Origin of the sequence: Actinomadura sp. 7K507, from assembly GCF_004348425.1 — a bacterium.
GTDB lineage: Bacteria > Actinomycetota > Actinomycetes > Streptosporangiales > Streptosporangiaceae > Spirillospora.
Genome location: NZ_SMKK01000250.1, coordinates 1 through 13342, shown reverse-complemented (window position 1 = coordinate 13342; position 13342 = coordinate 1). Strand labels below are relative to the sequence as shown.

Here is a 13342-nt window from a genome sequence, read left to right as displayed (position 1 = left end):
CCTCCCGTCCCCCATCTCCCGCTCGGCCGCGACGCCGGCGGACGCGTGCCGCCGCGGTCGCGTCCGCCCTGGTGCTCGGCACCGGGATGGCGGCCGCTCCGGCCGTCCCGGCGGCCGCCGACGCGCCCGGCGACCGGCGCGCCGCCGCGGGGCCCGCCTGCTCCGGCAGCCCGGCACCGACGTTCGGCACGGCCTCGCAGCACACCGCGCTGAACGACAAGTTCACCGCCTACGGAAACAGCAACGCCAAGCTGGACGACTGGACCGGCGCCGACACCACCTACTCGCTGAAGCTGTCGGACGGGCGGCTCGTCTACGCCTACTCCGACACGTTCCTCGGCAAGATCAACACGGACGGCACCCGTTCGCCCACCGTCGACGACGGCGGGACGACCCCGTTCATCAACAGCTCCTTCGTCGTGCAGTCGGCCGGTGGCGGGCTCACCACCGTCCACGGCGGGACGGCCGCCGCCCCGAAGGCGGTCATGCCGCCCGCACAGGCGAATCACTGGTACTGGGCGGGCGACCTGACCCAGACCGGCTCGGAGGTCCAGCAGCTCTACCGCGAGTACTACGACCCCGACCCGCACAACGACACCGGCTGGGACATGAAGTGGAAGGACAACGTCCTGGCGCGCTTCTCCCCGGACGACCTGTCCAAGCCCGCGCAGGTCGTCGCGATGCCCTCAGAGGACGGCGTCCAGTGGGGCTCGGCGCTGCTCAAGGACGGCGGCCACACCTACATCTACGGCACCGAGGACTACACCGACCCCGACACCGAGGTGAACACCAAGTACCTGCACATCGCGCGGGTGCGCGGCACCGACCTGCGCGGCGCGTGGGAGTACCGCACGGCGGACGGCTGGTCGCCGACGGAGACGGCGTCGGCGCGGCTGATGAGCGGCGTGTCCAACGAGTTCAGCGTCAGCAGGCGCGGCTCGCACTACCTCCTGGTCAACCAGGACACCAAGCTCGCCTTCGGGGCCGAGATCGACGTCCTGATGTCCTGCTCGGCGGCCGGGCCGTTCACCGGTGAGCAGACCGTCTACACGACGCCCGAGACCGGCGCGCAGGGCTCGTACGAGAACCCGGAGGTCTACACCTACAACGCCCACCAGCACGCGTCGCTGTCGTCCAGCGGCAACCTGGTGATCTCCTACAACGTCAACAGCCTGGACGACGTCAAGGACGACGGGAAGGTCGACAACTACGAGGACGTGACCATTTACCGCGCCCGTTACATCAACCTGCCGGTCTCCGGCTGATCCAGAGCCGCGGGCATCGCCGTTCCGTCCACGGCGGTACCCGTTCCCACGCGCCCCCGGGTGATCTCTCGCCCGGGGGCGCGTTCCTCCTCCGAACCTTTTGGACACCTCCCGGACAAGGAGCTCTCATGGACGCGGAACTGGCCGCCGCGCTCGACGGCATGCCGTACGTCGGCCTGGCGGACCCGGTCAAGGCCCGGTCCGCGATGCGCGACCTCGTCGCCGCGCTGGAGGTGCCGGGGCCCGCCGCGCCCGCCGAGGTCGAGGACCGGACGATCCCGGGCCCGCCCGGTGCGCCGCCCGTCCCCGTGCGGGTCTACCGGCCGCGCGGTGCCGGCGAGGCGGTGCCGGTGCTCGTGTACTTCCACGGCGGGGGATTCGTCACCGGCGGGCCGGAGAACGAGCACGGCCGCTGCCTGGACTTCGCCGCGGACGGGATCGCGGTCGTGTCCGTCGGCTACCGGCTCGCGCCCGAGCACCGGTTCCCCGCCGGGTTCGAGGACTGCTACGCCGCGACGGTGTGGGCGCACGAGCACGCGGGGGAGTTCGGCGGCGATCCGCGGCGGGTCGCGGTCGGCGGCGGCAGCGCGGGCGGCGCCCTGGCCGCCGCCGTGGCCCTGCGCGCGCGAGACGAGCACGGCCCGCCCCTGGTGTTCCAGATGCTGCTCTATCCCGTCCTGGACGACCGCATGGACACCCCGTCGATGCGGGCGTTCACCGAGCCGCCCCTGTTCAACCGCACCGACGTCGAGCACATGTGGCGGCACTACCTGGGCGGGCGGGCCGATGTCCCGGCGTACGCGGCACCCGCCCGCGCCGCCGGCCTGAGCGGCCTTCCGCCCGCCTACATACTGGTCGCCGAGTTCGATCCGCTGCGGGACGAGGACCTCGCCTTCGCGCACCGGCTGATCATCTCGGGGGTCTCCACGGAGGTCCACCATGTGCCGGGCGCGTGCCACGGTTTCGACGGCGTCATGACCGCGCGGCTGGGACGCCTTGCGTTCGAAGAGCAGCGCGCGGTCCTGCGGCGAGCCCTGTTCGGGGCCTGTCCGGGGGCCTCGCCTGGAAGGTGGACAGTGCAGTCGCTAAGTGATTAGATGACTTTACTTCTTGGGAACGAGGTGGCGATGTCACACGATGTGGCCCGGCCGAGCCTGTCGGATTCGCTCACGGAGCGGATGCTGGAGCTGATCAGGTCGGACGGCCTGCGCGCCGGCGACCGGCTGCCGTCGGCGCGCGAGCTGTCGGAGCGTTTCGCGGTGACCACGCCGACGCTCCGGGAGGCGCTGCGCCGGCTGGAGGCGACCGGGGCCATCCAGCTCCGGCACGGCTCGGGCATCTACGTGGGCGCCGACCTCGAACGCGTCGTCATCGCGAACCCCAACGTCGGCACGCTGGAGCGCGGCAGGCTGCTCCAGCTCCTGGACGCCCGGCTGCTCATCGAGCCGCCGCTGGCCGCGCAGGCGGCCCACCGGTCCGAGCCGGGCGACCTCGAACGGCTCCGCACCGTCCTGGACGAAGCGGCCCAGAACCTCACCTCCGGGGAGGAGGCCGAGGCGCGGCTGCACGAGGCCAACATGGCCTTCCACCGCGCCACCGCCGGCGCCGCCGGCAACTCCGTCCTGTGCGAGGTCATCGACTCGCTGCTGAAGGTGCACGCGTCCGAACAGCGCGAGATACAGCGGATCTTCGACGACCGGACCCGCGACTACGAGGAGCACCGGGCGATCCTCGGTGCCATCGAGTCCGGCGAGGAACGGCGGGCCGAGGACCTCATGCGGTCCCATCTCGCCGACGTCAAGCACGTGATCGAGCAGCGGCTCGGCTGAGCCCGCCGCACCCCCTCGCCGCCCGGCGGACGCGCCGCGCGGTCCGTTCACCCTCCCCTCAACACCCCTATCCCGGATTCCTTCGACCACCCCGATCGGGTGACAACCCGATGAAGGAGGCTCACCATGTTGTCGTCCAAGCGACTGCGGGTGACCGCGTTCACCATGGGCGCGCTGCTGCTCGCCGCCGGCTGCGGATCAGGCGACGGCGGCGGCGACAAGTCCGAGCTGAAGCTCTACAACGACAAGGGCGCCTGGAAGCCCTACTTCGAGCAGATGGCCGCCCTCGGCAAGCAGAAGACCGGGCTCGACATGACGCCGGTCGGCTACACCGACGAGCCGACCTACACGGCGTTCATCAAGTCCTCGTTCCGCACCAACGTCAAACCGGACCTGTTCACCTGGACGACCGGCGGGCGCCTGAATGAGATCGTCGAGCAGAACCAGGTCGCGGAGACGACGAAGATCTGGCAGGACGGCATCAAGAGCGGCGACCTGACCGAGGACCTGAAGACGTACTACACGGTCGACGGCAAGCAGTACTGCGTCCCGCTGAACACCGCCTACTGGGGCATGTTCTACAACAAGAAGCTCTTCGCCGAGCACGACCTGAAGCCGCCCGAGACCTGGGCGGAACTGGAGAAGCTCGCGCAGACGCTCAAGTCGAAGGGCCAGGTGCCCTTCCACCACACCACCCCGACGTCGCTGTTCTCCTTCGCCTGGTTCGAGCAGCTCCTCGCCGGCACCGACCCCGGCCTGTACGACCGGCTGTCGAAGGGCCAGGCGTCCTACACCGACCCCGGCGTGGTGAAGGTGATGGAGCGCTGGAAGTCGATGGTCGACGCCGGCTACTTCACCGAGCCGGGCGACAAGTCCGACCCCGCCGACCACTTCAAGTCGGGCAAGGCCGCCATGGTCATGAACGGGACGTGGTTCAACACGAGCATGACCCAGCGCAACCTCAAGCTGGGCGAGGACTACGGGTTCTTCTTCGTCCCGAACGTGAACGCGTCGCTGCCCAAGCGTTCGCTGATCTTCGAGAGCGGGCCGCTGTGCTCGCTGCGCAAGGCCCCCGACCCGGAGGCCAGCGAGAAGTACCTCAAGTGGTGGATCACGGCCGAGGCGCAGGAGAAATGGTCGAACGCGCGCGGCGACGTGTCCGGCAACCCGAAGGTGAAGGTCGCCGAGCCCGAGCTGGACAAGGTCACCAAGGAGGCCGCGTCGAAGGAGAACCGGCTCGTCCTGCGCTACTTCGAGGCCGCGCCCCCGCCCGTCCTCACCGAGGCGCTCAGCGGGTTCGACAAGTTCCTCAACGAGCCCGGCTCCTACATGGACGTCCTCAAGAACATCCAGAAGGTGAACGAGGACTACTGGAAGTCGCAAGAAGGCGGAAGCTGATCCATTCATGAGACTGGTCCATTCATGAGCGCGCACAAGCGCGGCGACCGCCCCGGGAAGGGGTTCGCGCTGCACGGCCGGTTCCGGCACCTCTACATCTCGCCGGCCGTGCTGTTCGTCGCCGTCCTGCTCTACCTGCCGTTCCTGTGGACGGCGTACCTGAGCTTCACCAGCTACGACGGGCTCGCGTCGCCGGAGTTCACCGGCCTGGACAACTACAAGCGGCTCTTCGAGGACGACGCGCTCGTCACCTCCATCCGCAACACGCTGCTGTGGGTCGTCGGGACCGTCGCGCTGCCGGTCGGAGGCGGGCTCCTCGTCGCCGTACTGTCCTACGACGTCAGGGGCGGCGGCTGGTTCAGGCTGCCGTTCCTGCTGCCGTACGCGATGTCGGGCGCGGGCCTCGGCGTGATCTGGGGCTTCATCCTCCAACCGGACGGGATGGTGAACCAGATCCTGACGGCCCTCGGCATGCCCGGCGGCGACACCGCCTTCCTCCAGGACGGCCCGCGCAACACCATCGCGATGATCGTGGTGTGGACGTGGCAGCAGCTCGGCGTCAACATGCTGCTGTTCGTCGTCGGCCTGCAGTCGATCCCGAAGGGGCCCGTCGAGGCGGCCCGCATCGACGGCGCGTCCGGATGGTCGCTGTTCCGGCACGTCACCTGGCCGCTGATGCGGCCCATCACGACGGTCGTGCTCGGCCTCGCGCTCGTGGCGGGCCTGAAGAACTTCGACATCATCTGGGTGATGACCCAGGGCGGGCCGGGACGCTCGTCCGAGACGCTCGCCGTGACCATGTACCGCGACGTGTTCGTCGCCAACGAGTACGGATACGGCTCGGCCGTCGCGATCCTTCTGACCACCATCACGGGCCTGGCCTCGTACGTCTACCTGCGCCGCCAGATCGGCAAGGAGGAGGTGTCATGACGCAGCGAAGCGGCGGCCGGAACGCGGGCGCGCTGGTCCCGGCGCTGCGCCGGGCCGTGCTGGCCGTCCTGGCCGTGGTGTGGCTGTTCCCCACGTACCTGATCGTGGCGAACGCCGTCCGTCCCGCCGACGACTACGACCCGTCCGACGCGGTGTCGCCGCCGTCGTCGGTCGGCCTTTTCGACAACATCGCGCAAGCGTGGGAACAGACCGCGGTCGGCAGCTCGCTGCTGAGCACGTTGCTCTACAGCGTCGTCTCCCCGGCGGTGGCGGTCCTGCTGGGCGCGCTCGCCGGGTACGCGATCGTGGTGCTGCGGCTCAAGCACGGCTTCACCTGGTTCATCGTGATCTTCGCCGGGACCGTCGTGCCGTTCCAGATGCTGCTGGTGCCGCTGTTCGTCGGCTACAGCAAGGTGGCGCTCTACGACGACCGGCTCGGGCTGATCCTGATCTACTCGGCGATCAACGTGCCGCTCGCCGCGCTGGTCATGCGCAACTTCTTCGGCAACGTCGCGGTGTCGATCTTCGAGGCGGCGCGGCTCGACGGCGCCTCCACGTTCCGCATCTTCTGGCGGATCTACCTGCCGCTGTCGTCGGCGGCGCTGGCCGCCGTCTTCATCCTGGAGTTCACGTTCGTGTGGAACGACCTGCTGTTCGGCCTGACGCTGTCGCAGTCGGAGAACGTCCGGCCGGTGTGGGCGGAGCTGTCGGCGCTCACCACCGACGTCTACGCCGGGACGCCCGTGCCGATCGCCCTGGCCGCCGGCCTGGTCGTCTCCCTGCCGACCGTCGTGCTGTTCCTCGCGACGCAGCGGCTGTTCACGCGCGGCCTCACCCTCGCCCAGTTCTAACGCTCCCCAGAGAAGGAATGACGCATAACGATGACGAGTCGGCTGCTTCAGGCGAGCCTCGGTTCGCCGGACTATGACGGGATCCGCGACGCGCTGCGCCAGGACACCTCCACCGAGGTCCTCGCGGTGCGCGGGCTGTCCGTCCGCGCCTCCGTGCTCCCGCTGTTCAAGCGCGGCGCGGACGGCGGGCTGCGGCAGGCCGTCCGGCTGGCGCTGTCCGGCGGCGGGCCCGTGGACGTGGCCCTCAAGGACGGGGACGCCGAGCTGGCCTCCGCGACCGGGGCGGAGCAGACCGTGACGCTGCTCGTCCCCGAGGTGGACGGCCCGCGCCGCGTCACCCTGGAGGTGCGCGACGCGGACGGTCTCGTCGGCGCCGCCCCGCTCGACATCACCCCGCAGCGCAAGTGGAACGTCTTCGTCGTCCACCACTCGCATCTCGACATCGGCTACACCGACACGCAGGGCACCGTCCTCCGCCACCACCTCGACTACCTCGACGCCGCCCTGCGGCTGGCCAGGGAGACCGACGGGCGCCCGGACGACGCGCGGTTCCGCTGGTCGGTGGAGTCGTCGATGCCGGCGCTGCGCTGGCTGTCCAGCCGTCCCGACGACCAGGTCGCCGAATTCGTCGACCGGGCCCGCGCGGGCGACATCGAGATCACCGCGTTCCCGATGCAGCTGCACACCGAGGCGTGCTCGACCGAGGAGCTGTACCGGCAGCTCCGCTTCGTCGAACACCTGCGGCGCACGTACGGCATCGAGGTCCGGTCGGCCATGCACACCGACATCCCGGGCGCGGTCGCCGGGACGGTGGACGCGCTGAACGCGGCGGGAGTCCGGTACCTGGCCGCCGCGCACAACTGGGCCGGACGGTCCGTCCCCTACATCACGGGCGGCGACCGGCTCGCCCGCCCGTTCCGGTGGCGGTCGCCCGGCGGCGGCGAGCTGATCGTCTGGTTCACCGACACCCCGCACGGCATGGCCTACATGGAGGGCAACACCGTCGGGCTCGTCGACGGCTACGACCTCGCCGAGGACCTCCTGCCCCGCTACCTCGGCTCCCTCGCCGACCGCCCCTACCCGTACGGGCCCGGGACGTTCGGCTGGTACGCCGCCCCGGGCCAGGTCGGCGCCGCCAAGGACCCCGACTTCCTGGACGCCGTCCACCTGCGGGTGCAGGGCGCGCACGCCGACAACGCGGGCCCGTCGATCGTCCCCGCCGACATCGCGCACCGGTGGAACGAGACCTGGGCGTACCCGCGGCTGCGGATGGCGGCCAACGCCGACTTCTTCGCCTACGTCGAGGAGCACCACGGCAACCGGCTCCAGACCCACGAGGGCGACTGGACCGACTGGTGGGCCGACGGCCTCGGCTCCGGCGCCCGCCCCCTCGGCCACGTCCGCCGCGCGCAGAACATCCTGCGCTCCGCCGAGACGCTGCACGCCCTCGCCGACGACCGCAGCGGCGACCGGACGGGCGCCCCCGCCGAGATCGACGAGGCCTACGACCGCGCCGCCCTGTTCGACGAGCACACCTGGGGCGCCGCCAACCCGTGGGAGGACGCCGAAGAGGGCGGCGACTCCGGCGGCCTGCAGTGGACCCGCAAGTCGCAGGTCGGCTACCAGGCCCACGACGACGCCCTCGACCTCCTCCAGGCCGGCGCCGGGCGGCTCGGCGCGACGTTCGGGGCCGCGCCGGACGCGCTCGCCTCGTTCCTCGTCGTCAACCCCGGCACCGCCGCCCGCACCGACGTGGCCCGCGCGTTCCTGCCCCGCGACGTCGTCGCCCCGGACGTCCCGATCACGCTCGTGGACGCCCGCACCGGCGACCCCGTCCCGCACCGTGAAGAGGAGGTCGACCCGGACGAGTGGCCCACCCGCCCCATCGGCCGCCACCTGGAGGCGGTGCTGCCGGACGTCCCCGGCCACGGCCACGTCCGCGTCGACGTCAGACCCGCCGCGACCACCCCGGAGCCGGCCGACCTCGGCCTCGACGGGACGATCGAGAACGAGTTCTACCGCGTCGCCTACGACGTCAAGGAAGGCCACATCGGCTCGGTGTTCGACAAGGCCGCCGGCCGCGAGCTGGTCAACACCGCGTCCGTCGCGGGGTTCGGGCAGTACGTCTACGACCGCTACGCGACCGCGCCGCACTTCAACCACATGTCCGGGCACATGCTCGTCCACGACAAGACCATGCTCGGGGACCGGGCCGTCGGCACCCACGCGACCGTCACCAGGGCCGAACGCACCCCTGCCGGCGAACGGCTCGTCATCGAGCAGCACGGCAAGGGCGTCGACTGGTTGCGCACCACCATCGACCTGTACGCCGGCGTCCCGCGCGTGGACGTCCGCTACCAGCTCGGCAAGCAGCCCACGGCGGCCAAGGAGGCGGTGTTCTTCGCGTTCCCGTTCGCCGTGGACGGGCCGCCCGACGCCTGGGAACTGACCGGCGGCGTCGGCGGCACCGGCGTCCCGAGCGTCCCAGGGTCGGCCGAGCACATGCGCCCCATCCGGCACTGGGTCGCGTTCGAGGACCCCGAGATGACCGTCGCGTGGGCGACGCTGGAGGCGCCGCTCGTCCAGTTCGGCTCCATCCACATGCCGTACGCGCCGTTCCCGCCCACCCTCGACCAGGAGGACGGCACCGTCTACTCGTGGGCCCTGAACAACATCTGGGACACCAACTTCCCGTCCCAGCAGCAAGGTGAGACCACGTTCAGGTACGCGTTCGCGTCCGGCGCCGCCGGGTCCGGCCGCAGGCTCGGCGCCCGCACGGCCGCCGGCCTCACCGACCCGCTCGTCGCCACCCTCGCCACCGGAACCGCGCCCCCGGCCGAGTCCGGGACGTTCCTGCGCGTGGACGACCCGGACGTCCTCGTCACGTCGGTGGGCCGGGCGCGGGACGGCGACGGGCTGGCCGTCCGGCTCCAGTCGCTCGCCGCCGGCACGGTGGAGACCCGGCTGCACATGCCCGGCGTCACCCGCGCCCTGCTGAGCGGCGGGCTGGAGCGCGACCCGGCGGAGCTGCCCGTCCGGGACGGCACGATGACGGTACGGCTACCCGCGTGCGGCGTCGTGACCGTCACCGTCCTGCGTTGAACGGCACGGCGTTGAGCACAGATCGGGGACAGATGAAGATCACAGGTATCCGCGCGACCACGGTCACCGTGCCGCTGGAGGCGCCGCTCCTGCACAGCAACGGCGCCCACTGGGGCCGCTTCGTACGGACGATCGTGGAGGTCGAGGCCGACAACGGCCTCGTCGGGCTCGGCGAGATGGGCGGCGGCGGGCAGAGCGCCGAGGCCGCCTTCCAGGCCCTCGTCCCGCATCTGGAGGGACACGACCCGTTCGAGCTGGAGGCGCTCCGCTTCAAGATCGCCAACCCGACGGCGAGCCTCTACAACAACCGCACGCAGATCCTCGCCGCGATCGAGTTCGCCTGCCTGGACCTCGTCGGCCAGTACCTCGGCGTCCCGGTGCACGACCTGCTGGGCGGCCGCCTCCGCGACTCCGTCCCGTTCGCGTCCTACCTCTTCTACCGCTACCCGGGCGCCGGCGGATCCACGGAGGTCCGCACGCCCGAGCAGCTCGTCGAGCACGCCCGCGCCCTCAAGGACGCGCACGGGTTCGGTGTCCACAAGCTCAAGGGCGGCGTGTTCCCGCCGGGCCATGAGCTGGAGTGCTACAAGGCGCTCGCCGACGCCTTCCCCGGCGACCGCTTCCGCTACGACCCGAACTCCGTGCTGAGCCTGGAGGAGGGCTTGCGGTTCGGGAAGGCGATCGAGGACCTCGACAACGACTACCTGGAGGATCCCGTCCTCGGCCTGGAGGGGCTGCGGCTCGTCCGCGAACGGGTGAACATCCCGCTCGCCACCAACACCGTCGTCGTCAACTTCGAGCAGCTCGCCGCCAACGTCCTGCGCCGCGGCGCGGACGTCGTCCTGCTCGACACCACGTTCTGGGGCGGCATCCGGCCGTGCGTGAAGGCCGCCGCCGTGTGCGAGACGTTCCAGATCGGCGTCGCCGTGCACTCCTCCGGAGAACTCGGCATCCAGCTCGCCACCATGCTCCACCTCGGCGCCGTCCTGCCCAACCTCACCTACGCCGCCGACGCCCACTACCACCACCTCAGCGACGACGTGATCGAGGGAGGCCCCATGCGGTACGCGGACGGCCGGATGCCGGTGCCCTCCGGTCCCGGCCTGGGTGTCCGCCTGGACCGCGACAAGGTCGCCGAGTACGCGGAGCTGTACAGGGAACTCGGCGGCTACCCCTACGACCGGGACCCCGGCCGCCCCGGCTGGTACCCGCTCGTCCCCAACGACCGCTGGGCCGACCCGGCCGTCCCGCTGGCGCCGCTCGAATAACCTGCTCGGGTGATCCGATTCGCGACCCCGGACGACGTTCCCGACATCCTGCGCCTGATCCGTGAACTCGCCGAGTACGAGCGCGCCCTGCACGAGGTGAAGGCCACCGAAGAGCACCTACGCCAGAACCTGTTCGGCGACGACCCCAAGGTCTTCGCTCATGTCGCCGAGCATGAGGGCCGCGTCGTCGGTTTCGCGCTGTGGTTCCTGACGTTCTCCACATGGAACGGCACGCACGGCATCTACCTGGAGGATCTGTACGTCGAGCCGGACACCCGCGGCCACGGCTACGGCAAGGCCCTCCTCACCGAACTGGCCCGAATCGCCGACGCCCGCGGCTACGGCCGCGTGGAGTGGGCCGTCCTCAACTGGAACCAGCCGGCCATCGAGTTCTACGAGGCCCTGGGCGCTCGCCCGCAGGACGAGTGGACGGTCTACCGCCTCACCGGCGACACCCTGGCCAAGGCCGCCCGCTCCTGACGCGAAGCGCCCGCGGGACATGACATGACCGAGGCCCAGCCGGTGACCGGCTGGGCCTCGGCATGCGGCCTGGTCAGCCCTGCTTGGTCTCCCAGAAGATCTTGTCGATCTCGCTGATCTTCGCGAGCAGGTCGTCGGCGACCTTGGTGTCCATGGTGGCCTTGGTGCCGCCGCCACCGCCGGCGAGCTTGGTGGCCTCGTTGAACAGCTGGTGGAGCTGCGGGTACTTCTCGAAGTGCGGGGGCTTGAAGTAGTCGGTCCACAGCACCCACAGGTGGTGCTTGACCAGCTCCGAGCGCTGCTCCTTGATCAGGATCGCCCGGGCGCGGAACTCGGGGTCCTCGTTGGCGGCGTACTTCTCGGTGATCGCCTTGACCGACTCGGCCTCGATCCGGGCCTGCGCCGGGTCGTAGACACCACACGGCAGGTCGCAGTGCGCGGAGACCGTCGTCTTCGGGCGCAGAAGCTTGACAAACACCTGCGAATCCCTTCCCTCGTTGCGGATCATGCTCAGGTCACCGACATTACCCTTGTGGCCCTGGGCCCGTCCGGCCAGGGCGCTCGGTATTTCGGCCTAAGACCCGGACCGCGGCGCGGCCCGGAACCCTTCCAGCAGTGTTCATGACCGCCGCCCGGCGAACTATGCGGGCGGACGAGGAGGATCATGCGGATGCGCGGCCCCGTGCTGCGGGCACCCGTGCTGTGCGGGCTCGGCGGCGCGGCGGCGCTGCTCGCGGCGGCCGTGCTGCGGCGGCGGCTGATGGCCGTCGAGGTCAGCGGCGACTCGATGCTGCCGGAGCTGCGGCCGGGGGACTGGCTGGTCGTGCGCACCGGGGCCCGTGCCGCGCCGGGGGACGTCGTCGTCGCCCGGCATCCGGAACGTCCGGAACTCCTCATCGTCAAGCGCGCCCACCACCGGTCCGGGGACGGGTGGTGGCTGGAGAGCGACAACCAGAGGGCCACGGGCCGCCAGGACAGCTGGGACTTCGGCCCCGTCCCCGACACCCTCGTAGTGGGACGGGCGCTGACCCGCTATTGGCCCCTCCCGCCGGCGTACCTCCGGAACGGGTAGGGGGACGGCGCCGAACCGGCCGAAAGTACGGCCGGCGTTGCCGCGAACCGTACTTTGGGCCGGTGATCCGAGGCGGTGCGGTGCGGTCGCCGAAGCTGCTGCCATGTCACATGAAGATCCGGTCCCGGTGCTGCACGCCGAGGGACTGACGAAAAGGTACGGACGCCGGGAGGCGCTGAGCGGAGTCGAGCTGCGCGTCCCCGGCGGCCGCGTCGTGGGGCTGGTGGGTCCGAACGGGGCCGGCAAATCCACGCTGCTGAATCTGGCCTGCGGGCTGCTGGAACCGACGTCGGGCTCGCTGCGCGTTCTCGGGTCCCGGCCGGCTGCGAGCGCCGCACACCTGGCCAGGGTCGGGTTCGTGGCGCAGAACACTCCGCTGTATCCGTCGTTCAGCGTGGCCGACCATCTGCGTCTGGGTGAGCGCCTGAACCCGTCCTGGGACCAGGGCATGGCCGAGCGCCGCCTCGCGCAGGTCGGGCTGAACCCCGCCCAGAAGGCGGGGCGGCTGTCGGGTGGTCAGCGCGCGCAGCTGGCTCTGACGGTCGCCGCCGCCAAGCGTCCCGAACTGCTGATCTTCGACGAGCCGGCCGCCGCGCTGGACCCGCTGGCGCGCCGGGGATTCCTGGCGAACCTGATGGAGTTCGTCGCGGAGCTCGGTGCCGGCGCCGTGCTGTCGTCGCACCTGCTCGGCGACATCGAGCAGGTCTGCGACTACCTCGTCGTGCTGTGCGACTCGCGGGTCCAGGCTCGGCGCACTGGTGGAGCGGTTCCGGCGGCAGGGTCCGGAGGTACGGCTGAGCATCCCGGACGGGGACGGGGACAGGGACGGCGGGTGGCCGCCGGAGGTGACCACCACCGTGTACCGCGTCGCCCAAGAGGCGCTGACGAACGTCCTGCGGCACGCGCCCAAGGCCCGGTCCGTCGCGGTCACCGTCGAGGAGGGCGCGGGGAGCGTCACCGTCGAGGTCGCCGACGACGGACCGGCGGCCCTGGCCCGGCATCCTCAGCGCGGCGGGTACGGTCTGATCGGCATGCGCGAACGCGTCGAGGCGCTCGGCGGCTCGCTGAGTGCCGGGCCGAGTCCCGGCCGCGGCTGGTCCGTGCGGGCGACCGTGCCCGTCCCCACCAGGCCCGTCCCCCCCAGGCC

Annotated in this window: 12 protein-coding genes and 1 pseudogene; 12 read left to right on the top strand and 1 reads right to left on the bottom strand. The window is 71.0% G+C overall.

What is annotated here, in order from left to right:
* The 9 genes from E1285_RS37365 to E1285_RS37325 form a co-directional block, all read left to right on the top strand.
* Nucleotides 1–1265 (top strand): DUF5005 domain-containing protein (locus E1285_RS37365; RefSeq protein WP_347814117.1); only part of this gene is annotated, 1265 nt, incomplete at its 5' end.
* Between the two features lie 128 nt (nt 1266–1393).
* On the top strand, nt 1394–2362 hold the full coding sequence (locus E1285_RS37360) for an alpha/beta hydrolase (RefSeq protein WP_132159319.1): 969 nt from the start codon (nt 1394–1396) through the stop codon (nt 2360–2362).
* Between the two features lie 30 nt (nt 2363–2392).
* Nucleotides 2393–3094 (top strand): FCD domain-containing protein, encoded by a 702-nt coding sequence (locus E1285_RS37355; protein ID WP_132159318.1) that lies wholly within the window; start codon nt 2393–2395, stop codon nt 3092–3094.
* A 126-nt stretch (nt 3095–3220) separates the two neighbouring features.
* Entirely contained in the window at nt 3221–4492 is a 1272-nt protein-coding gene (locus E1285_RS37350; RefSeq protein WP_243723317.1) for an extracellular solute-binding protein, read from the top strand.
* A gap of 24 nt (nt 4493–4516) precedes the next feature.
* The gene (locus E1285_RS37345) at nt 4517–5422 is read left to right on the top strand and encodes a sugar ABC transporter permease (RefSeq protein ID WP_132159317.1); all 906 of its coding nucleotides are present in this window, start codon (nt 4517–4519) and stop codon (nt 5420–5422) included.
* Nucleotides 5419–6273 (top strand): carbohydrate ABC transporter permease, encoded by an 855-nt coding sequence (locus E1285_RS37340; RefSeq protein ID WP_132159316.1) that lies wholly within the window; start codon nt 5419–5421, stop codon nt 6271–6273. The genes E1285_RS37345 and E1285_RS37340 overlap by 4 nt, the downstream gene beginning before the upstream one ends.
* A gap of 30 nt (nt 6274–6303) precedes the next feature.
* Nucleotides 6304–9375 (top strand): glycoside hydrolase family 38 C-terminal domain-containing protein, encoded by a 3072-nt coding sequence (locus E1285_RS37335; protein WP_132159315.1) that lies wholly within the window; start codon nt 6304–6306, stop codon nt 9373–9375.
* A 32-nt stretch (nt 9376–9407) separates the two neighbouring features.
* Nucleotides 9408–10643, top strand: coding sequence for an enolase C-terminal domain-like protein (locus tag E1285_RS37330; RefSeq protein WP_132159314.1), 1236 nt, complete (start codon nt 9408–9410; stop codon nt 10641–10643).
* A 9-nt stretch (nt 10644–10652) separates the two neighbouring features.
* Entirely contained in the window at nt 10653–11123 is a 471-nt protein-coding gene (locus E1285_RS37325) for a GNAT family N-acetyltransferase (RefSeq protein WP_132159313.1), read from the top strand.
* A gap of 73 nt (nt 11124–11196) precedes the next feature.
* Here E1285_RS37325 and sodN read toward each other — a convergent pair whose 3' ends face one another.
* Complete coding sequence (gene sodN, locus E1285_RS37320; RefSeq protein ID WP_243723316.1) at nt 11197–11601, bottom strand: superoxide dismutase, Ni; 405 nt, start codon at nt 11599–11601, stop codon at nt 11197–11199.
* A 186-nt stretch (nt 11602–11787) separates the two neighbouring features.
* Here sodN and sodX point away from each other — a divergent pair, with 186 nt between their 5' ends.
* From sodX to E1285_RS47860, 3 genes and pseudogenes are all read left to right on the top strand, one after another.
* Nucleotides 11788–12195 carry a nickel-type superoxide dismutase maturation protease gene (sodX, locus tag E1285_RS37315; protein WP_243723315.1) on the top strand — a complete coding sequence of 136 codons (408 nt, stop codon included), beginning with the start codon at nt 11788–11790 and terminating at the stop codon, nt 12193–12195.
* Nucleotides 12196–12298: 103 nt separating this feature from the next.
* Nucleotides 12299–12727, top strand: a pseudogene (locus E1285_RS47865) (ATP-binding cassette domain-containing protein); the annotation flags it as partial.
* 226 nt (nt 12728–12953) lie between these two features.
* The coding region (locus E1285_RS47860; protein WP_243723314.1) for an ATP-binding protein at nt 12954–13342 on the top strand (389 nt) is incomplete at its 3' end.

Bases quoted from the DNA above. Each gene is read 5' to 3' on its own strand.
- E1285_RS37340 (WP_132159316.1), top strand. From the start codon at position 5,419: ATGACGCAGCGAAGCGGCGGCCGGAACGCGGGCGCGCTGGTCCCGGCG.
- E1285_RS37345 (WP_132159317.1), top strand. From the start codon at position 4,517: ATGAGCGCGCACAAGCGCGGCGACCGCCCCGGGAAGGGGTTCGCGCTG.
- sodX (WP_243723315.1), top strand. From the start codon at position 11,788: ATGCGGATGCGCGGCCCCGTGCTGCGGGCACCCGTGCTGTGCGGGCTC.
- E1285_RS37355 (WP_132159318.1), top strand. From the start codon at position 2,393: ATGTCACACGATGTGGCCCGGCCGAGCCTGTCGGATTCGCTCACGGAG.
- E1285_RS37360 (WP_132159319.1), top strand. From the start codon at position 1,394: ATGGACGCGGAACTGGCCGCCGCGCTCGACGGCATGCCGTACGTCGGC.
- E1285_RS37335 (WP_132159315.1), top strand. From the start codon at position 6,304: ATGACGAGTCGGCTGCTTCAGGCGAGCCTCGGTTCGCCGGACTATGAC.
- E1285_RS37330 (WP_132159314.1), top strand. From the start codon at position 9,408: ATGAAGATCACAGGTATCCGCGCGACCACGGTCACCGTGCCGCTGGAG.
- E1285_RS37350 (WP_243723317.1), top strand. From the start codon at position 3,221: ATGTTGTCGTCCAAGCGACTGCGGGTGACCGCGTTCACCATGGGCGCG.